The organism is Synechococcus sp. CBW1107 (genome assembly GCF_015841355.1).
Classification (GTDB): domain Bacteria; phylum Cyanobacteriota; class Cyanobacteriia; order PCC-6307; family Cyanobiaceae; genus Regnicoccus_A.
Genome location: NZ_CP064908.1, coordinates 3,138,546 through 3,158,380, shown reverse-complemented (window position 1 = coordinate 3,158,380; position 19,835 = coordinate 3,138,546). Strand labels below are relative to the sequence as shown.

Below are 19,835 nucleotides of genomic sequence, written 5' to 3'. Positions count from 1 at the left end.
GGCCCTGTGGCGGATCCAGCGCTGGGGTTGCCGGGGCCAGGCATGGGGCTCGACCGGCACCAGGGCTTCTTCGGGCCGGTCCGATCTGGGTTTCGGCAATGCTTGCTGCTGATGGCCTCATCCTGAGCACCTTCCACAAGCCTGACCGCCGCAACGTCTCCCACTCCAGGCGGCTTCCCCTCCCATGCGTTCCTCCCTGCGCCGCCAGCTGCTGCACCTCGCCACCGATCTCTCCGCCCTGACGGCGAACCCCGACGACCTGGGCCACGGCTTCGATCTGCTCACCCGCAGCTACGCCACCCCGGTGGCCGATGCCGCCCGCGCTGCCCTGCGCCACGACCCGGCGATTGCACCACTGATCGCCGAGCGTTACTGGGGGCCCTGGCCAGGCCAGGTCGAGTTGCTGGCGCTGCCGACGGAGAGCCTCGGCCATGCCTACGCCAGTTGGTTCGCCCAGGCCGGCGGCCAGCCCCTGCCGGATCCGGAGCTGCAGGCCGGCAGTGAGGTCGACGACATCTGGTTGCACCAGCGCGTTCGCCACACCCACGACCTCTGGCATGTGGTGTGTGGCTGCCCGCCCACAGCGGCTGGGGAGGCAGCGATGAGTGCCGTCAACGTGATGCAGCTGCGTTGGCCGGGCAGCGCCATGCTGCTGGGGGCCGATCTGCTGCACCGGTGCCTGGAGGGGCCGGCCAGTGGCGAGGTTGACGTGGGTCAAGCGGTGGCCTACGGCCTGGAGCTGGGCAGGGTCTGCGCGCCGTTGCTGGCGCAGCGCTGGGAGGAGGGCTGGGCGCGGCCGCTGGCCCAGTGGCGGCAGCAACTGGGCATTGCCGCGCTGGTGGAACGTTCACCCTTTCGGGAGATCACGCCCCCTCGAGCCTGATCGGCAGCAGGCGGCGCATCAGCAGCGATTGCAGCAGCAGGTCGGCCAGCACCACCACGAAAATCAGCGCCAGCAGCTGGGCTGCGAGGGGTTCCGCCAGCTCCGGGGTGATGCCGCGCAGGTGGGGCAGTTCCTCGGCCATCGAGACGGCCAGGGCCAGGGGAACCGCCGCCCGCAGGCCGCAGCCCGAGACGATCAGGCGCTCTGGCCACGGGAAGCGGGCGGCCGGCAGCACTGCCGACACTGCGAGCAGGCGCGCCAGGGGCAGCACGATCGCGAGCAGCAGCCCCAACGGCAGCACCGCGATCAGTGCGGCGGGCTGCACGAGCACGCCAAGCAGGAGCAAAACCGTGATCTCGGCAGCGGTGTTCAAGGGGTGCATCACCCTGCCCAGGGCCTGCTGCTCAAAGCGGCCGATCCGGTAGCGGCCATTCGAGAGCAGCACCCCGGCCACGAACACCGCGATCAGCCCACCGCCCCCCAGCAGCTGGCCCAAGCCATAGGTCACAAAGGCCAGAGCCACAGCCACCAGCAGCAGCATCTGCTCGGAGCGCGCCAGTGCATCGATCAGGCGCGGCGCCACAGCCCCGACAACCAGACCGGCCAGCAGGCCGGCGATCACGTGCAACCCCACCGCTCCCAGCTCATCTGGCAGACGGCTCGTCAACAGCCCTTGCACGGCCAGATGGTCGCCATGGAGTTGCTCTCGCAGCACACCGGCAACCAATCCGAAGACCAGCAGCGTGATCACGGTGCTTACCGCGGCTTCGAACTCAAGCAGGTGACGGAGACCTCCGCGGATGCCATGGTGCAGCGCCGCCAGCAGATCTTCGAGGGCTCCGCTGTCGGTGGCCCCAAGACAGCACACCGTGAGAAAGGCGGCAGAGATCGGCAAGCCACTGGCCATCAGCGGAGTCAGCCCGAGCAGGGCCAGCCCCGTGATCGCCAGGGTGATCAGCACCCCCAGGATGCCAAGCCTCAGGCCCGCCGCGGTCATGCCGCGGATGCGGCGCAGGTCGGTGTTGAGACCGGCGTAGAAGATCAGCAGGGCCAGCGCCACCCGGTGCAGGGTTTCCACCTGCATCGGGCCGATACTCTGGCCTACTGCTCCGAGATCACTCGGAATGAGAAAGCCAAGCAGCAGAATCGCCGCAGTCCCCGGGAGCCGCCAGCGAGCAGCCAGCTGGTCGAGCGCCATTGCCACCAGATAGACCAGGCCCAAGCCCAGAAAGAAGCCACGTGGCAACAGGGTGCCTGCCAGGTGAGCGTTGGACTGGGACACGGCTATCAATACTGGCATCATCCGCCGAAGCCGCAACCGCTGAAGGCCTTTCTACAACAGCGGTTTGTCAGCTGTCTGCCAGACCTGGTGCATTGCCTTGATCCCATGCGCTCCCTACTGGCAGGGCCGGGGCTCACCCGTTCCGATCTCGCGCGTACCGACAAAACTGCCGTTGAGAAGACAGTCATGACTCCTGAGTTGATGTCGTTGATGTTGCCGGTGCGCGGTGGCGCCTGCCGCCTCTGGGCTGGCCGGCACCTGCCAGCAGCTTCTACGGATGGATGGCCGTTGCTCGTGTGTCATGGCGGCCCAGGTGTCCCCAGTGATTATTTGTTTCCCTTGGTGGAGCTGCTGCAGCGACCGGTGATTTTCTTCGACCAACTGGGATGTGGGCGCAGTGACCGGCCTGAACCCGCTGATCAGGAGTACTCGATTGCGGCTTCCGTGCGGGACCTCGTTTCGGTGATCGATGCACTGGTAGCTCAGGCCTGGATCCCGATCCGTGATGGACGCCCGGCCTATCACCTCTACGGCCAGTCCTTCGGCGGCATCCTGGCCTTTGAGACCCTCAATGCGGCCAGTGGTCCACCGCCGCCGCGCTCGTTGAGCCTGTCCAACGTGCCGAGCTCGGTGCCGGTGTTGCTTGAGGATGTGGTGGCCCTACTGGCGGATCTTGGCGACGACGGCTCCCGCTTTGATGCGACCCACGTCTGTCGAGCGAACCCCCGGCCAGCGGCACTGCTGGCGGCCTATGCGCCAGGGCACCCAGGGAGCCATTGGCGGGGTGTGGATGTGATTGCGGAGTGGTGTGTGCCCGAGGCGAGCCTGGCTTCTTTCACCACACCTGTATTACGTCTCGCTGCGGAGTACGACTTTGTCACCTCCCGTTCGATGCAGGGATGGCAACAACTCGCGAATCAGCGCCTGGTGGTTCTTCCGGGAGTGGCCCACCATGCCCTGCTCGAGAGGCCTAAGGCCTATGGAGCTCACCTAGAAGCATTCCTCCAGACACACGAGGACTGAGCCGACTTGGCTCGGGTTCTGCCGATCCATGTCGGCGACCCGGAACGATCAAGGTCGGTTAAGTGGGCCATGACATGACCGAACAGCAAGAAGCCCTGTAAGAAAGTTGAACCAATCGCTGTTCTCACCTTTCGTGCCCAGTTGGCTTCTCATATGCAGTCAGCGCGTGCCAAGCGAGACTGTCGCCCGAGCGACACAATGATTAGCCCAGAAGTGAAAAGCGGGTGACCGGACTCGAACCCGCATCATCAGCTTGGCAAGCTCGACTAGGAATCGCTAAGATCGACTGTGCCGCAAGGCATGCTGGCAGCCAGAGCCGCACGTGTGAGATGTTTGGTGAGATGTTTTGCGGCCGCCAACCGCCTGTCGGCCGGAGAGCCCAGAAGCCGGCCCGTCGAACAAATAGCGACTCAGACCGCCGTCGCGGGACATGCGAGATGCCTCGCTGGCCGGCAGGTGCCTCATTCAGGGGAAGTGGCGCTTCTTTGAATTAGGCGCAAGCGGAATAAAGGTTCGAACAGAAGTGCCCGCATGCAAGTGCGGCGCCAGGGCGCCAATCCGCTCTGGTTGTTCTGATCCACGTGCTCGGCCATGAAGTCGACCATGCCGCAAGGCACTGCAAACACCGCAGGGCTTCGGTCGGCGACGGCCGTCCTTCAGCGTGCCACGGCTGCGCCGTGGCGTGCATCGGCCAGCCGCCGCCGCCCTCCGCTCTGGGAGCCGGTGTTGGGGTGGTGGGCAGGGCTCCTCTCCCGCGGCTGCGGTGGCCGGGCATTCGCCCGCGTTGATGGGGCTGGGGGTGATGCCCCAAGCCTCCTCGCGCGGCTGCGCGGCCAGCTCGTCGTTCAGTGCCGAATCTGGCGGTCTTGCTTTTCAGCTTTCAAACCCACCTGTGGATGGTCTTGCTTGGTGCAGATCCATTACCCCGCAGTCGCTCTGCCCGCCACAGAGTACGTTTGTACTGGTAGAATAAGGGCTGCGCCAAAGGCCCAGAGCCCATCGCCGGCGGCAACCTAATCCCTGGTCTCGCCATCACAGTTGCGTACACATAAGCGGTTGTGATGCCCCGATCAGTTGTCCTTTCTGGCAACTGAATCCATGGCTTTATGTATTCCATCGCGGCCGGAGATTGTCCCGGCTCGCTCTCTGGTGATCGCCGCCGGTGGCGGCCGTGATCTGGCCTGGCCCCATCAGCGCGTGGCCGCTGAGCTGCTGGCCCGCAGTGGCGGCCGGCTGGTGCATCTGCTGCTCCATGGCGGGGCCCGTGGTGCCGATGCCGCCATTGGCCGCGCTGCCCATCAGCTGGGCTGGCCTTCAGTTGTGCTGCCAGCCCGGTGGGAGCGGCACGGCAGGGCAGCTGGGCCGATCCGCAATCGGGAGCTGCTCGAGCAGGCCATTGCCCGGGCCGTGGCCCACACCTCCCCGGTTTCGATCGCCTCGGTGCTGGTGGTGGCGTTCCCCGGTGGCCTTGGCACCGCCTCGCTCGTGCAACAGGCCCGCCGCATGGCCTCCAGTTCGCCGGTGCCGATCTCGGTGGCCGAGGTCAGCACGTCGGCCGGGCTCTGGGCTGTTCCGGCTGGTGTTCCCCGCTCCTGATCAGTCACCACAAGCCTTTGGCGTTCTGTCGCGCCTCCTCTCCATTCCCTGTCTCTCCTCTCACCGTCATGGCCGTTCTCACTCCCATCCCCTCCGCTGTCGCCCCTGCTTCGGCTCCGGAAGCCTCTGGTCCTTCCTGTTCCCTCCAGCGCTCCGGATCGCTCTGGCAGCTGGGCATCGAGGCCCAGGAGCTCACCAGCGCCATCGGCCAGCTGGCTGAGCAGTTGGAAGCGGATGATCCCGAGCAGCGCGCCTCAGCCCTCGCCGAGCTGGAGGCGGCACTCCTTGCAGAAGAAGGCAACAAGCAGGCCCTCGCTACCAAGGCTGATGCCACCTGCTGGGTGATCGAGCACCTGCGCGGCCAGGCCGCCTACCGCCAGCAGCAGGCCAAGCGGCTCAGCGATCTGGCCCGCTCCGATGCCAGCCGGGCCGATGCCCTTGAGGAGTCGCTGATCTTTGTCCTCACCCAGCTGCAGCCGGCGGCTACCCGCTTCTCGTTCCCCAATCACGAGCTCAGCAGCCGTAAATCCTCGGCCGTCGTGATCGACGACGAGGAGGCCCTCGATCCTGAGTGGCTCATGGTCACGACCACCAGGAAGCCCGATAGAGCCGCCATCAAAGAAGCCCTGAAGGCGGGCCGCCAAATCAGTGGTGCTCAGCTCCTTTCCCGCCGTTCCTGGCGCATCCACTGACGGCAGCCAGAGGAGGTCTCGTCCCTCCTCAATGGGTCCGCTCCTGCAGCGGGCCCCTGTCCTCCCATCCCGAACTCCAACCTTCCTCACCCCCGGAACCAGCCATGGCAACCGCCGTCTTCTCGCCTGAGCAGATCGCCGCTCTCTCGGCCCCGCTCGATCGCTCCAAGGTCAAGCAGCGCGACCAGGGCCGCGCCAAGGTCAGCTACCTGGAGGGCTGGCAAGCCATCGCCGAAGCCAACCGCATCTTTGGCTTTGACGGCTGGCAGCGCGAAACCATCGCCGTGGAGTGCGTCAACCAGAGCGAGCGCTCGATCGGCCGTGATGGTCGCTCTGGCTGGGGCGTCACCTACACCGCCCGCGTCCGCATCACGGTGGGCGCCACCGATGCGGGGCCTCTGATCCGTGAGGGAAGCGGAGCCGGCCACGGCATCGACATCGACCTGGGCCAGGCCCATGAATCGGCCATCAAGGAAGCCGAGACGGACGCCATGAAGCGAGCCCTGATGACCTTCGGGAATCCGTTTGGCCTGGCCCTCTATGACCGTCTCCAGCGTGGTGTGACATCGTCAGCCGGCGGCGAGGAGCAGGTCCGCCCTGGGCATCGGGATCTCGCTCCTGTCCACAGCCCAGGGACGGGGCATGGCCACCAGCAGCCCAGCCAGCCACAGCGGGGACGGGTAGTTGAATCCCGTGATGCTGAGCCGGACGATCCAGCCCTGGCACCGCTGGATAGCGCCACGATTCACCAGCTCCACAGCACCATCCGTTCTCTGCCCCGGCCCGCCCTGGAGGGCTTCACCAAGGCGTTCCGCAAGCGCTTCCAGGTGCCGCCCGATGCCCCGTCGATTGCAGATCGGATCTGCCAGCGGTGTCATCACGACTGGATCGAAGCCTTCCTGGTGCAGCACCAGCCCAGCAGGGTTCAGCTGGTGCCTGCTGAGGCGGCCTGAGATTCGCAGGCCGGCCCACGACATCAAAAAACCCCCGCCAGAAGGCGGGGGCAGACGCGATGGGCTGGATCAGCTGGCCCTACGGAAGGTGGATCCACACGCAGGTAGGAAGCCGCAGATCGCGGGCCAGCTTGGCCACGGTCGCTGCCACCTCCTGCAGCTTGTTCAGGGGGATCGCCTCCGCTGTCGGATCGACAGCATCGAGCGAAGTTCCCAAAACATAGATCTGGTTGGCTGCATCAACCGGTGCATCACCGTGTTCGTGCATCGCCTCCAGGTGCCCATCCTCTTCCAGTTGCTGCTCAGGCGGGATCTGCTCGGCAATCGACTTGAGCTGTAGCCCATTTGGAGTTGCCACCAGATTCACGCGTAAGCCCTCAAACTCAGAGAGGCGTGACAGGTCACCAAAGCGCCGGCTGCAGACCAGCGCCCGGTGGAGGTTGTTGGCTGCGTCGATAATGCTGACGACAGCGAATGGAACCCCGTACGGGGATGTTCCATACCAGTTGATCTGATGCAGGATGCCCGTCAAGGGCAGGGACTTGGTCATTACGAACGTGGGCGTGAACTGTGGTCATTGCAATCGCAGGGGCAGCAGGAGCTGAGCACTGATCTCCAGCAGGGAACCGATGGAGTTGCAGCTTTCCAGTCACCGCAGATGCGGCTTTTAGGCACATGACTGATCACCAAGCAACGGCATCTGCTTGGCGCGGTCCCCACCACGCTGATGGGGCCACTTCGCGGGGGCAGGAGCCAGTCGGGGCTGGTTGCTCGCGCCGCAGAGAGCTTTCCGACCGCGGCATTTGTACCGCGGATTTGTCGAGTCCAAGACCCTCAACACTTCCCGGAACTGCCCCTTTGGCGTGATGGCCAGCAGCACCTTTGCAGCCTCCACGATCGGCTTGATCGCCCGAGCAAACGCAGGGTCACTGATCAGGGTGTGCATGGGCCGCTCGCGGAAGCCGACCTGCTCGCCTTTGCTGTTGATCAGGATCGGCCGCGTCACCGGGTTGATGTCCTTCAGGGCCTGATAGACCTGAGGCGGGATGCGGTGATACACGAGATCAGCGAGGCAGCTGGCGGTAGCGGGAGACCCCCAGCGATGACCAACGACCGATTCGTAGAACTGCCGGAACTGGGCATCAAACAGCGGTTCAGGGCGCTCTGTACCCAGGTCGATCCAGGCTTCCAGCAGCCGCTCTTCCACCGAGCGGTGGTCCACGATCCCGAAGGCCTGCTGGCACAGCGCGATCAGTGAAACCTCAGCGCCGATCTCCAGCATGCGCACCGCCGCAGGGCCGTAGGTCGGCGAGGTCCGGCTGAGCTCACCCCAGAACCGGATCAGCGCTTGGTGGGACAGGGTCGTGGCATAGCCAGTGGGCCCTGGGTAGGGCACATCCATCAGCGGAGGCCCTGAAATGGACCTGTCCTGGGCTGGACTGACTGCGATCACTGAGATTTCGCCTGGCCCTGGCTTGGGTTCGGGCGTGATTCCCTCAACAACGCGCTCGATCGTGCGCTGAGCCTGGGAATTGGAGAGCATGTGCACCGAGGCCGCGGCACTCCGCATCGAGAAGCGGAAGCTGCCATCCGGCATCAGGAAGGCGTCCAGTGTCGCTGGCCCGTAGCGGACCTTGCGCAGCTGTGCCGTGTAGGCGTTGGCTTCAGCCGGGGGCTGAACCTCCTTGAGGCGATCCAGTCCCCTGGGCTTTTTGGAGCTGCAGTGGACTGGAAGCGGGGCCTGTTCAGCCTCGTAAACAAGACGCGCGCAATCTGGCTGCGCGCCCTGTGGCGCGGTAGTTTCGGTCAAGATGACCTCCTCCGGGTTGTCAGTGGCGTGCTGTTCCAGCAGCACGTCGACCATTTGACCCCTGGGTGCGCTGCATCTGGGGGTCTCCCCCTACGCAGACACCACAGATGGCGTCACGGCCGATGGGAACAAATTAACTGCCCCGCCACGAAGTGACCAGCACGGTCGGTGAAGAAATCCCGGGAAGGCGTTGACCTTTACAAGCCCCCCGTGCTTCCTGCGTGGCCGCATGATGCACGGGGGGCTTGTAAGCTACGACCCTGTCAAACAGGCTTCCAGATTTCTTAAGGTTTCCAAATCAGGAAGCCCTGCGTTGCAAGCGATCTCAGGAGTTGGGGTCTCCGCTTGTGTGTCAGCGCGTGCTGACATGGCCTGCCATCCGTACGGCCTTGGGTTGGCTTGGGGCCTTGAGCCCCCCTTCTGTTTGAGTGGCAATCGCTGGCCTTCGGCTATTCGCGCTGCAGCTGTTGTGCTCGGCTGCGACTAATAGAGCCCGCTTTTGGCCTCCAGGGATAGAACCGACATGGGCACCCTGCTGCTCCGACTACTTGCGCGGGAGGGGCGGAAGGGTGGCACTGCTGGGTGCCTGGCGATCACGCCACCCGGCCTGCCCCGGCTTGCGCACCGCGCAAGGGCTGACGCGAGTCGCTGCGCTGCGCTCCGTGCCCCTTGCACGGCGCAGGCGGTGCCGGGGCTGAACGGCGGTGTCGTTCGCCAGCCCAGCCATGGCCGCCACTCCCCTCTCCCGCACCTGCCCGATCCGCATCGTCTCGGTGCATCTGCTTGATGCCGCGGGCCGGCTTCTCAGGGTGCTCTTCCTCGATCGCGAGGGGCACATCTCAGCAGAGCCGCACTTCGTGCCCCGAGAAGAGGCGCTGATCCTGGCCTCCAATCAGCAGCGGGTGCTCGGGCCCCAGGCCAGGGTGCAGGTGCTCTGAGGTGCTTGCCCGGCGGTGTCCCCGCCGGGTTTTCTCCTTCGGGGGGGGGTGGGTCGCGTCCGGGTCGATGTGCTCAACTCAGCCCCACGTACACCGGCTGGAACCACTGCATCCGGCGGCTCTGACGCTTCTCGCCATGCAGCACGGTGTGCCAATGGCCCCGGCGCCAGTGGGGCCGACGCGAGACGCTGCTGCTGCTGCCAGCCGCGGTCCCTTCTGACGGGGGCCTGGGGGTGCGATCGAACCGGAAGTCCTTGCCGATCCACACCGGGCCCTGGGGCGTCACGGTGCCGGAGTCATCGGCGGTCCCAGCCGAGAAACCCTTGCCGCTGCGCACCCTGGCGGCCGGGCCGGTGGTCAGCAGTTCCGGCTGGTAGAGCTGCACCAGCAGGGCGTTGATCGCCAGCCCCTCCATGCGCTGGTTGGTGCTATGCACCGCCTGCTCATCCCACTGCCAGGCCGGATGGCTCATGTCTTCCTCGGTGGGTTGGCGCTCGCCGATTTGGGCAAAGGAGTGGCGAGTGAGGTATGTGCTGCCATCGAGGGCCAAGCCCACGCAGCTGATGCCGCTGATGCGATGGGCCATAGGCGGCAGCCAGTTGGCCATCACCCGCAGGTCAGCCACAATCACCACCGGTATTGGCACCCCGTCTTCTGTGAATAGGGCCCCATCGGGGAGCATCAACCGGAAGCAGGGCAGCACCTGCGGCAGCTCCTCATCGAGGTAGGGAGAAGGGGTGCGGCGAAAGGCCTCTATCAGCTCTGGCGCCAGGAAGCGGGGCGGCGCCTCCACGATCCGGGCCCAGCGGCAGGTGGTAGCAGCCCAGAAGCCGATCGGATCTTCCAGCTCATCGATGAACTGCAGGGTCGCCTCGATCATTGCTGCAAAGGCCAGGTGATTGGCCCAGTGCTGGAAGCCCCGCGGGGAGCGGTAGCGGTGCTGCTCCTGCTGGATGTAGGGGTCCTGGCGGCGCAGTTTTGTAATCACCGGGCCGATCGGCGGTAGCTCGGCCTTGCTGGCACGGATCGATTCAGGCGTCAGCGGTGTCATCGGCGCAGATCAGCAGAGCCGCTGGCAGATCCTCACCATCCTGGCCGGATGGCGGATGATTGATGCACTGCCCAGGGAGAAGCGCTGCCTTGCCTGGATTCCACATCACCACCCAAGACGATCTACCCGGACCGGATGGGGATGAGCCCTACACGCTATTTGTAAACCAAACCGAGTACGGCAACGCCCGCTTCCTGCGCACCAACGTGCTCTCGGCCCGGCCTGACCTCAAGAAGTACACGGCGCTGCGTTTTCGGCAGGAGGTCAAGCGCCATGCCGATGCCATCGCGCCTGGGGAGTATGCGTTCAGGGGTCGGGACGCCCCACCGCACGAATGCAAGCCTGATCGCTCACCGCTGAGCGATCAGAGACTCTTCCTTGTCCTTTCTTCTGCCTTCAGGGATCGCTCAGCAGTGACGGCATCACCCCATCGCGGTGATGGGCGATCCAGGCCTGCTCCAGGAACTCCCAGACATCCCGCCCCTGTTGCCTGAGGGTAGTGGTGACCGTGAGCAGGCGGCTCCGGCAGATCGCACCTTGGCGGGATTGGACTCCTTGACTGATCTTGCGCTGAATCACCGATTGGCGCAGGGCACGTTCTGCGGCGTTGTTGGTGGGCTCTATTCCCTCGTTCTCCAGGAAGGTCCACAACCCACCTGTCACCTTCTGGAGCTGCTGGCACGTGCGCACTGTGCTGGCCCAAGGCGTTCGCTCGCCGCGCTGGTAGCCGAGCTCTACTACCCGCTGCAGCGTGGTCTCAAAGGTCTGGCGGATCGGCCGGCAGCTTTGCTGCAAGGCGGGCCAGTCAATCTTTCCCTCCTTGTAGCGGTGCCAGTGGCCAAACAGCTGCTGCTGCAGGCCCAGCAGCTGGGCTCCGAATTCAGCGCTGGCGCCCGGGCGTTCGGCGATGGCCGTCAGGTCGCGGATCAGGTGCGCCCAGCACAGCTGGCGCTGCTTGGTGGGCAGGTGGTTGTAGGCCGAGAAGCGATCGCTCACCACAATCCCGCCAAAGGCGTTCCCCAGCAGCTCGATGGCAGCGGTCGTCGATCGACTCAGCCCTTGCACAAATACCGTCACCACGGCGGTGACCATGACCCACTGCCAGCCCCGCTTTCCAGTGGGATTGTTGCCGTCGGCATTGCCGGTGGGGGCGCCAGTTTCATCTACGTAGGCCACCGGCTGCACGCGGGCAAAAGCAAGGGCCTCCTGCATGGGCTGCTCCAGTGCTGCACTCAAGCGCTGGCGGACCCGTCCAATCGCGCCGCGGCTCATCTCCACTCCTACCAGCTGCTGGAGCAGGGCCTGGGTCTTGCTGAAACTCAACGGAAAGGCACTGCCCAGCAGGCCCACCAGTGCACTGAGCCTTGGGCCGTAGTGACTGGCCTCCACATCCGCCGGCAACGAGGCGCAGGTGCTGGTGGAACAGCAGGGGCAGACCAGGCGATGCAGCCGGTGCTCGATCACCAGCGGGGTAATCGGCGGGATCTCGATCACCTGATGGCGCAGGGGATCGAGATCCTCTCCCTGGAGCAAGGTGCCACAGCGGCGGCAGGCATCAGGGTGGTGATCCACCACCTGATCCACCCGCTCGATCGACAGCAGCTCTGGTCCGGATCCGGGATGGCCCTGCTGGCCGCCCCGCTTGCGGCCACTGCCCTTGCGCCGTTCTGGCGGCTTAAAACCCAGACCATCACTGGAGGGAGGTTTGGATGAGTTGCGAGAGCTGCGTCCGATCCGCTCACGCAGGTTTGCCAACTCGGTGGCCAAGGAGGTGAGTTGGCCGCGCAACAGCTCGATCTCCTGCTGCTGGGCGTTGATCAGCGCTCTGACGCTGGCGGGAGTTTCCAGCCAGTCGGCTTCTGGAATTCCAGCCGGATGTGCGGTCATCACAGGCGGGTCTCTACCTGAGATGCAACCGGAAATCAAGCTGTCGTCAAGGGTTCAGCAGGGCCGATGTTCGCCGCGAGCTGTCACGCCCCCTGAACGGATACCCTGGGGAAGACGTGGTGGTGGTCTTCATGGAGGCCCAGGGGCTGGAGCCGCCGCTGACCTTGGTGTGCAGTGACCTGCATCTGGAAATGGAGGGCTACCCGGTGGAGCAGGGGGCGGAGATAGATATCCCGCTGCTGCCGCCGGGCAGCCAGGGAGCGGCGCGGGGATTTGGGTGAGGAGAGAGGCTGTTGGGCCCAGCCCCTGGAGGCACCGCCCCCGCGGCCACCAGGTCGAATCAGGCCAGTCCAGCCGTGTGCAGCAGCAGGTCGAGACCCAGGGCTGCCATGACCAGAGGCATGGCTACTGAGCCGATGCTCCAGGCCGAGCGCATCAGGCGGTGAAAAACCATGAACAGAGGGGGAATCATCAGCGCATCTCGCTGGCGATGGGCTGCACCTGGTCGGCCGCAACACTGAAGGTGGGCAGGCGGACCGGGCTGAGGGGAAAGCGGCGCAGCCAAACGCAGTCGCTGAAGTCATCCACGCTGACCACCTGATAGGTGGCGTCGGGGCTGGAGCTGTAGCTCACCAGAAGGCCGGGTTGGAGCTGCAGGGTTGTTGGCCGAGAAAGGCACCCCCCAATGCAACCGCAGCCACAGAGCAAAATGAGTATAAATGCTTAAGCCCTGACTTGGGTGCTGCGGGCTTGTCGCCGCAAAGGTTTTGTTCCCTTCTGGTGGCCGATTAGCCCGTTGGGCTCAGGCAGGACGCCGTTAGCTACTGCCTCCAGGCCCTGCAGCTGTTCGAGGTAATGGATCAGCAGCGCTTCCTGGCGGTGCTCAGCGAGGTGGCGGCCGTCGGCCAGGGCGGTCTGCAGATCAAGGAGCCGGGCACCTCCCGCAGCCTCAAGACCCTGCCTGGCAGCTGGAGCGACCTTGCCCTGGCCTGCCTGATCCATGTGGGCATGTAGCCGAAGGCCCGCGCAGCGGTAGCGGCTGACACCCGATGAAGATTCAGGGCTGGGGATCGGGGCGTAGTCCGAGGAGGCGATGCGATTGCATGGCGATCGGGTCAACTGAAGAGGAAACTATGCACCCAGCGCATAGTTCTTGGTCTTTCGGTCTCTTTGCCTAAACACCAGCCACCGCAGGGTTTTGCCAATCACTGGCCAGCTGCGCCATTAAGGCATCATCCTGGGGCGAGATAGCCGCACCCTGCCCCACCCGGATGGACTTCCGCCAGCTCTTCAAGCTTCGCCTGGTGGTGGCGGCCCTGGGAGAGACCCAGCGGCTGGGCTGGTGGAACAGCGGCGTACTGACGGGAACTGGGGAGTTCCTGTTCCAGCAGGGCTTTCCGCGCTCCTCGCCCTTCGCGCAGACCAGGGCTGGCTTCCGGGTGGCCCAGCTGGCCTGCGACGAGGCCTTGGGGATTCAGCCCAGCCCGGGAGGAGCGATCACCTGTCATTTATTTCGGCTGACGCCCCAGCTGGAAGACGCCTATGAGAACGAGCGCAACCGCTGGCTGGATGCACCCCAGGAGTGGGCGGACTGCTTCCAGGCGGCCTGGGCCCTGAGTACGGAGCAATGGCCCCAGGCGCTGGTCGAGCTGGCCGAGCTGGATTCGGAGGCGCTCGACTGGGCCCAAAACCAGACCCCACAAACCGCCAAGGCCCTGCGCCTGGACGCTCCCTTCGAGATCAACCAGGGGCACATCGAGCGGCTGGCTGCAGGGTTCGTGTGTGACCCGATGCCCCCCCTCACCCCAGCAGTTTTGATGAAGAACCTCCGTAGTGCTGTGGGGCAACCCCTGTTGGACAAGGCCGACCAGGGAACCGCGGTGGCCTTCGTGCCGATGGGGGAGGTGAAGAGCCTGCCCGTGGTGATTCCCCACGACAGCGAGCTCCAGCGGGCCGAGGCCCTGGAGCAGGAGAGTGTGGCCCTGAGCCGGGAGGTCGAAGAACTCAGCCGCAAGCTGGAACGTCTATCTCGTCAAGGCTGGATGGAAGACATACCAACAGCTCTCCTCGCGGGTGATCAAGGGGAGGCAGCCTGAGCCATGGCCATCCGCAAATCCGAGCTTTACTCCAGCCTTTGGGCGAGCTGCGACGCCCTGCGCGGCGGCATGGATGCCAGCCAGTACAAGGACTATGTGCTGGTGCTCCTCTTCCTCAAGTACATCAGCGACAAGTTCGCCGGCCAGCCCTATGCGCCGCTGGTGATCCCTGATGGCAGCGGCTTTGCCGACATGATTGCCCTCAAGGGCAAAGCGGAGATCGGCGATCGCATCAACAAGCAGATCATTGCGCCGTTGGTGGCCGCCAACCAGCAACTGAGCCAGAGCGATTTTCCCGATTTCAACGACCAGGCCAAGCTGGGCAGCGGCAAGGAGCTGGTGGACCGCCTCACCGATCTGATCGCGATCTTCGAGACGCCGGCGCTCAACTTCTCGCGCAACCGGGCGGACGACGACGACATCCTTGGCGATGCCTACGAATATCTAATGCGCCACTTCGCCGTAGAGAGCGGCAAGAGCAAAGGGCAATTCCTCACGCCGGCCGAGGTGAGCCGCGTGAAGGCCCAGGTGCTGCAGATCGACAGCGACGACCTCAAGGCCTCCACCACCGTGTGCGATCCGTTCTGCGGCTCAGGATCGTTGCTGCTCAAGGTGGCGGCCCAGGCGGGCCGGCCAGTGACGCTCTACGGCCAGGAGAAAGACGCGGCCACCAGCGGCCTAGCGCGGATGAACATGATCCTGCACGGCAATCCCACCGCGATCATCTGGCAGGGCAACACCCTGGCGGATCCGAAACTCAAGGAGGGCGAACAGCTCAAGCAGTTCGACTATGTGGTGGCCAATCCACCGTTCTCCGACAAGCGCTGGAGCACAGGGATTGATGCGGCGAAGGATCCCCACAGCCGCTTCGAAGGCTTCGGCATCCCACCGGCCAAGCAGGGCGACTATGCCTACCTCCTGCACATCGTGCGCACGCTCAAGAGCACGGGCCGGGGCAGCTGCATCCTTCCCCACGGCGTGCTGTTCCGCGGCAACGCCGAAGCCGAGATCCGCAAGAACCTGATCCAGCGGGGATTGATCCAGGGCATCATCGGCCTGCCGGCCAACCTCTTCTATGGCACCGGCATCCCCGCCTGCATCCTGGTGATCGACAAGCGCGATGCCGGCAGCCGCGAGGGCATCTTTCTGGTGGATGCCAGCAAGGGCTTCATCAAGGACGGCCCCAAAAACCGTCTGCGCGAGCGTGACATCCACAAGATCGTGGATGTGTTCACCCGCCAGCTGGTGGTGCCGGGCTATTCGCGCTTCGTTCCCAACGAGGAGATCGCCGGGCACGACTACAACCTCAACCTGCCCCGCTACATCGACAGCTCCGAAGCGGAAGACCTGCAGGACATCGAGGCCCACCTGCGCGGCGGCATCCCCGAACGCGACACCGACGCCCTGGGGGCATATTGGGAGGTGTGTCCCCAGTTGCGCGAGGCCTTGTTTAGGCCCCTGCGGCCTGGCTATCTGGAGCTGGCGCTGCCGCCGGCGGAAGTGAAGGCCACGATCACCGCCCATCCCCAGTTCGCCGGCTTCCTGGCGGGGATGGCCAAGCACTTTGCGGCCTGGCGGCAACAGGCGGCGGCCCAGCTGTTGGCCCTGGAGGCGAGCTGTCATCCCAAGGCGGTGATTCGCGAGCTGAGCGAGGGCCTGCTGACCCACTACCAGGGCCAGCCCCTAATCGATGCCTACGCCGTGTACCAGCTGCTGCTCGACCAGTGGGCCGAGACGATGCAGGACGACGTGTATGCGATCAGCGCCGAGGGCTGGCGCGCCGAGCCCTACCGGGTGCTGGAGACCGACAAGAAGGGCAAGACCAAAGACAAGGGCTGGGCCTGCGACCTGGTGCCCAAGGAGCTGCTGGTGCGCCAGCTGTTTGCCGGTGATCTGGAGCTGATCGAAGCCCTCCGCGCCCAGCTGGAGGAGGCCAGCAGCCGCCTGGCGGAACTGGAGGAGGAGCACGGCGGCGAGGAGGGCGCCTTCAGCGAGCTGGACAAGATCAACAAGGCAGCCGTGAACACCCGCATCAAGGAGATCCGCAAGGATCCCGAAGCCGCCGAGGAGCTGGCCGTGCTGCGGGAATGGCTGGAACTGAGCGACGAGGAGGCCGCCACCAAGAAGGCCCTCAGGGCCGCCGAAGCCGAGCTCGACGACCAGGCCTATGGCCGCTACGACAGCCTCACGGACGCCGAGGTGCGCGAGCTGGTGGTGCAGGGCAAATGGCTGACCACCATGGAGCAGGCCATCGCATCCGAGGTGGAACGGGTCAGCCAGGCCCTCACCAGCCGCCTCAAAGAGCTGGGCGAGCGCTACGGCGAGGCCTTACCGGCGATCAGCCAGCGGGTGGAAGAACTGGAAGCGCGAGTGGCCGGCCACCTGGAGCGGATGGGTTTCGCATGGAACTGAAGTCGGGTTACAAGCAGACGGAGGTGGGGATGATCCCGGAGGATTGGGATGCCTTGGAGCTTGAAGCCGTTTGCACGATGAAGAGCGGCGAAGGAATTACTGCGTCAAGCATTGATGACTTCTCCGAGTATCCCTGCTATGGGGGAAACGGGCTTCGTGGCTACACGAAGCGATTTACGCATGACGGAAGGTTTGCACTAATCGGACGGCAGGGCGCTCTCTGTGGGAACGTGGTTTCAGCTCAGAGCAAGTTCTTCGCATCGGAGCATGCTGTCGTTGTAACACCACGAGCTAGCTACGACATTGACTACCTGACATACGTTCTGGGCGAGATGCACCTGAACCGATACTCGGAATCATCGGCACAGCCAGGACTATCGGTATCCAAGCTGTTGAAGTTACCGCTCGCCGCACCCCGTTCAGAGGCCGAACAACGCTCAATAGCCTTGGCTTTGAGTAATATGGATGCGCTGCTGGGCGAACTTGGAAATCTCATCGCCAAGAGGCGGGGCATCAAGCAGGCCGCCATGCAGGAGCTGCTCACCGGCAAGCGGCGGCTGCCGGGGTTTGAGGGGGAGTGGGGGGTGAAGACATTGCGACAAGTGGCCATGATTCGCTCTGGTATCACCAAAAACTCGGGCACGAAGATTCAAAATCCGGTCAAAGTCAACTATTTACGTGTTGCCAATGTGCAAGACGGCTTTTTTGACCTGTCGGAAATTAGCAAGATTGAGATACCCCGTCATGAGGTTGCCAAGTATTCCGTACTTGCCGGGGATGTACTTATGAATGAGGGTGGCGACCTGGATAAGCTTGGTCGCGGTGCAGTCTGGCAGGGACTGGGCGAGCCCTGCGTCCATCAGAATCATGTTTTTGTAGTGCGTCCTGATCCCTCACTCTCCTCCTCATATCTCAATTCATGGATAACTAGTTCGATTGCCAGAGATTACTTTTTAATCGCAGGCAAGCAAACCACAAACCTTGCATCTATCAGCAAATCATCGCTTGGAGAGCTCCCAATTCATCTACCATCGCTCGAAGAGCAAGAAGCGATCACAGATATCCTCGACACTATGGACAGTGAGATAAGGCGGCTTGAAGAACGACATACCAAGACCATTGCCCTCAAGCAAGGAATGATGCAACAGCTCCTCACCGGCAAGATCCGCCTGCAATGAGACACCACTGCATCCCCATGCCCCGATCAGCCCAGCCGGCAGTGCTGATGGCCGTGGTGGGTTTGGCTACCCTGCGGCCAGCCAGATCCAGCAACCAGCCCCACGGGAACGTCTGCATGCCATGACGCTGATCGAGCGCATCGACATCCATGCCTTCAAGTCCATCCAGGAAGCCAGCCTGGAGTTGGGTGCTTTTAACGTGTTTGTCGGAGCCAACGGTAGTGGCAAGTCGAACATCCTTGAAGCGATTGGCGTACTGGGTGCTGCTGCTTCTGGTCGCGTGAATGATGAATCTCTATGGCACAGGGGCGTACGCCCTGGACTACCAGATCTCTACAAGACATCATTTCGGGGTCATAAACGCCGCAATGCCATTCGCTTCGGGGCCTATAGTGGCACGAGCAGTTACGAGGTCGATCTCAATAATCCTAGTGACCAGTCCACGGCATGGGCATACAAGAACGAAAAGTGGATCAGTGCCGGGGAAAAGATTGTTGGTCGCTCTCCTGCTTCCTCAGAAATCAGTGCGTTAGATACCCAGCGTGGACTGGCAGCCTTGAAGGCGGTTGAGATGGCAGGTACTGAAGGCATTCGGATGCTAACGGCACTGCAAAACTTTTCAATCTATGCCCCGAATACTTTTAAGCTCAGAGGAATAGAGCCCGACTTGCATGGCAGAAGCCCTGTAGGTCTTGCTGGTGGCCGTTTGGCGGAGGCATCTGAGGCGCTTCGACGCCTGGCTCGCAATGATGAAGTCTTCGAAGACGTGATCGAAGGTGTCCTGGAGCTGATCGATTGGGTCGACAACTTTGGAGCGCGCCCCGCTTCCGGTGTGCCCTTGTCTCCTTCAATCCCAAGACCGGCACAAGTTTTATACTTTCGTGATCGCTTTATGGCAGAAGGTCGGAATATCCTGAGTGGCTTTGATGCCAGCGAAGGAGCATTGTACGTGTTGTTTGCAGCCATCCTTGCAACTCATCCAGATAGCCCAAAGCTGTTTGCTATCGATAACTTTGATGCCACCCTCAACCCGCGGCTGCTTCGCTCTCTGACTGCCAAGATGGTCGATTGGGTCTTGGAGAGTGGGCGCCAAGTGCTCCTGACTTGTCATAATCCTCTCGTGCTTGACGGGCTTCCACTGCAGGACGACAGGGTGCGCCTGTTTGCCGTGGATCGATCTTACGGGGGCATGACCGTCATCAGGCGCGTTGCTGTTGATGAAGCGCTCATGGCCAAGGAAGGTTGGCCCTTGTCTCGCCTATGGATTCTGGGGCATCTAGGGGGCGTGCCAAATGTTTAATGTCAAGCTTGTCTGCGAAGGAATAACAGACAAGATCATTCTGGAGGCTGTTCTTTTTGCTTATCTGCAAAGCGATAAGTTTACTGTCAACTGCATCCAGCCGGAATCTTCGGAGATTCAGGGCGTGCCCGCTGAGCATGGCACTGGCTGGAAGGGCGTGCGTAATTGGTGTCAAATGATTCAAGCCGCAGGTGGCCTTGAAGAAGTCCGGGCACTGGCATCAGAGGTGGATCTTCTCATCATCCATGTTGACGGAGAAATTGTCTTTGAAGCCGAGATCAACGCAGGCCAGCCTTGCCCGCCGCCCGAACATAATGTGATCAAGGCTGAGAGCATTGTCATAAGCTGGCTGGGACTACAACAACTTCCCCCAAACGTGGTGATCTGGGCGCCTAGCATGATGACTGAGGCTTGGATTTTGCGTGTATTATTTCCTTCCCTTCCTGAATCGTCGTCTTGCCTTAATCCGTCAGCCAGCTCAACCTGCGTCGAATGCATCAGCGACCCCAAGGCGGCCCTGCTTGGGAAAAGACCGAAGCTTGTGCAGCGCAGGAATCGGACGAAGAACGGCAAGCGTATCACCGAAATCAAACCAATCACCTCTTCATACAAAGCCATCGGTGGATCAATCTCCCAAGCTTGGCCAGACTTAGTTGCAAATCTGTGGACAGCAGCACGTCTTCAGCACAATCTCTCGCAAGCGCTTCCTATCACTTGACAGAGAAACAACCCCC

General features: G+C 63.2%; 20 protein-coding genes. 13 read left to right on the top strand and 7 right to left on the bottom strand.

Features of this window, described 5'->3' with window-relative positions; genetic code table 11:
- The first annotated feature begins 184 nt into the window (after positions 1–184).
- Positions 185–883: a Coq4 family protein gene (locus I1E95_RS16450; protein WP_197164116.1), complete on the top strand. Its 699-nt coding sequence runs from the start codon at positions 185–187 to the stop codon at positions 881–883.
- On the opposite strand, the gene I1E95_RS16445 is transcribed toward I1E95_RS16450, so the two are convergent.
- Positions 864–2,066, bottom strand: a complete 1,203-nt coding sequence (locus I1E95_RS16445; RefSeq protein ID WP_231595009.1) for a cation:proton antiporter — start codon at positions 2,064–2,066, stop codon at positions 864–866. The genes I1E95_RS16450 and I1E95_RS16445 overlap by 20 nt on opposite strands.
- Here I1E95_RS16445 and I1E95_RS16440 point away from each other — a divergent pair.
- The 4 genes from I1E95_RS16440 (at position 1,947) to I1E95_RS16425 (ending at position 6,429) form a co-directional block, all read left to right on the top strand.
- Positions 1,947–3,188, top strand: a complete 1,242-nt coding sequence (locus I1E95_RS16440; protein WP_231594722.1) for an alpha/beta fold hydrolase — start codon at positions 1,947–1,949, stop codon at positions 3,186–3,188. The genes I1E95_RS16445 and I1E95_RS16440 overlap by 120 nt on opposite strands.
- 1,098 nt (positions 3,189–4,286) lie before the next feature.
- Positions 4,287–4,784 (top strand): SLOG family protein, encoded by a 498-nt coding sequence (locus I1E95_RS16435; RefSeq protein ID WP_197164103.1) that lies wholly within the window; start codon positions 4,287–4,289, stop codon positions 4,782–4,784.
- Between the two features lie 68 nt (positions 4,785–4,852).
- Entirely contained in the window at positions 4,853–5,476 is a 624-nt protein-coding gene (locus I1E95_RS16430; RefSeq protein WP_197164101.1) for a siphovirus Gp157 family protein, read from the top strand.
- A gap of 104 nt (positions 5,477–5,580) precedes the next feature.
- On the top strand, positions 5,581–6,429 hold the full coding sequence (locus tag I1E95_RS16425; RefSeq protein WP_197164099.1) for an RAD52 family DNA repair protein: 849 nt from the start codon (positions 5,581–5,583) through the stop codon (positions 6,427–6,429).
- A 79-nt stretch (positions 6,430–6,508) separates the two neighbouring features.
- On the opposite strand, the gene I1E95_RS16420 is transcribed toward I1E95_RS16425, so the two are convergent.
- Both I1E95_RS16420 and I1E95_RS16415 read right to left on the bottom strand, forming a co-directional pair.
- Positions 6,509–6,979, bottom strand: a complete 471-nt coding sequence (locus I1E95_RS16420) for a hypothetical protein (RefSeq protein WP_197164097.1) — start codon at positions 6,977–6,979, stop codon at positions 6,509–6,511.
- A 117-nt stretch (positions 6,980–7,096) separates the two neighbouring features.
- Positions 7,097–8,239 carry a hypothetical protein gene (locus I1E95_RS16415; protein ID WP_197164095.1) on the bottom strand — a complete coding sequence of 381 codons (1,143 nt, stop codon included), beginning with the start codon at positions 8,237–8,239 and terminating at the stop codon, positions 7,097–7,099.
- 704 nt (positions 8,240–8,943) lie between these two features.
- Between I1E95_RS16415 and I1E95_RS16410 the strand changes: the two genes are divergently transcribed.
- Positions 8,944–9,177 carry a hypothetical protein gene (locus I1E95_RS16410; protein WP_197164093.1) on the top strand — a complete coding sequence of 78 codons (234 nt, stop codon included), beginning with the start codon at positions 8,944–8,946 and terminating at the stop codon, positions 9,175–9,177.
- 73 nt (positions 9,178–9,250) lie between these two features.
- Here the strand turns inward: I1E95_RS16410 and I1E95_RS16405 are convergent, their stop codons facing one another.
- Together I1E95_RS16405 and I1E95_RS16400 are read right to left on the bottom strand one after the other, a co-directional pair.
- Positions 9,251–10,228 carry a hypothetical protein gene (locus tag I1E95_RS16405; protein WP_197164091.1) on the bottom strand — a complete coding sequence of 326 codons (978 nt, stop codon included), beginning with the start codon at positions 10,226–10,228 and terminating at the stop codon, positions 9,251–9,253.
- A 396-nt stretch (positions 10,229–10,624) separates the two neighbouring features.
- Entirely contained in the window at positions 10,625–12,115 is a 1,491-nt protein-coding gene (locus I1E95_RS16400) for an IS66 family transposase (RefSeq protein ID WP_197161742.1), read from the bottom strand.
- A 116-nt stretch (positions 12,116–12,231) separates the two neighbouring features.
- Between I1E95_RS16400 and I1E95_RS16395 the strand changes: the two genes are divergently transcribed.
- Positions 12,232–12,396 carry a hypothetical protein gene (locus I1E95_RS16395; protein WP_197164089.1) on the top strand — a complete coding sequence of 55 codons (165 nt, stop codon included), beginning with the start codon at positions 12,232–12,234 and terminating at the stop codon, positions 12,394–12,396.
- A 59-nt stretch (positions 12,397–12,455) separates the two neighbouring features.
- On the opposite strand, the gene I1E95_RS17160 is transcribed toward I1E95_RS16395, so the two are convergent.
- The gene (locus I1E95_RS17160; RefSeq protein WP_255518512.1) at positions 12,456–12,587 is read right to left on the bottom strand and encodes a hypothetical protein; all 132 of its coding nucleotides are present in this window, start codon (positions 12,585–12,587) and stop codon (positions 12,456–12,458) included.
- Positions 12,587–12,748, bottom strand: a complete 162-nt coding sequence (locus I1E95_RS16390; protein ID WP_197164087.1) for a hypothetical protein — start codon at positions 12,746–12,748, stop codon at positions 12,587–12,589. Before I1E95_RS16390 ends, I1E95_RS17160 begins: the two co-directional genes overlap by 1 nt.
- A gap of 222 nt (positions 12,749–12,970) precedes the next feature.
- On the opposite strand from I1E95_RS16390, the gene I1E95_RS16385 reads away from it, so the two are divergent.
- From I1E95_RS16385 to I1E95_RS16360, 6 genes are all read left to right on the top strand, one after another.
- Complete coding sequence (locus I1E95_RS16385; RefSeq protein WP_197164085.1) at positions 12,971–13,129, top strand: hypothetical protein; 159 nt, start codon at positions 12,971–12,973, stop codon at positions 13,127–13,129.
- 257 nt (positions 13,130–13,386) lie between these two features.
- The gene (locus tag I1E95_RS16380) at positions 13,387–14,211 is read left to right on the top strand and encodes a BrxE family protein (protein ID WP_197164084.1); all 825 of its coding nucleotides are present in this window, start codon (positions 13,387–13,389) and stop codon (positions 14,209–14,211) included.
- 3 nt (positions 14,212–14,214) lie between these two features.
- Entirely contained in the window at positions 14,215–16,623 is a 2,409-nt protein-coding gene (locus I1E95_RS16375) for a class I SAM-dependent DNA methyltransferase (RefSeq protein WP_197164082.1), read from the top strand.
- Positions 16,614–17,801, top strand: coding sequence for a restriction endonuclease subunit S (locus tag I1E95_RS16370; protein WP_197164074.1), 1,188 nt, complete (start codon positions 16,614–16,616; stop codon positions 17,799–17,801). The genes I1E95_RS16375 and I1E95_RS16370 overlap by 10 nt, the downstream gene beginning before the upstream one ends.
- A gap of 121 nt (positions 17,802–17,922) precedes the next feature.
- Complete coding sequence (locus I1E95_RS16365) at positions 17,923–19,101, top strand: AAA family ATPase (RefSeq protein ID WP_197164072.1); 1,179 nt, start codon at positions 17,923–17,925, stop codon at positions 19,099–19,101.
- Positions 19,094–19,819, top strand: a complete 726-nt coding sequence (locus tag I1E95_RS16360) for a hypothetical protein (protein ID WP_197164070.1) — start codon at positions 19,094–19,096, stop codon at positions 19,817–19,819. The genes I1E95_RS16365 and I1E95_RS16360 overlap by 8 nt, the downstream gene beginning before the upstream one ends.
- Positions 19,820–19,835: the final 16 nt, after the last annotated feature.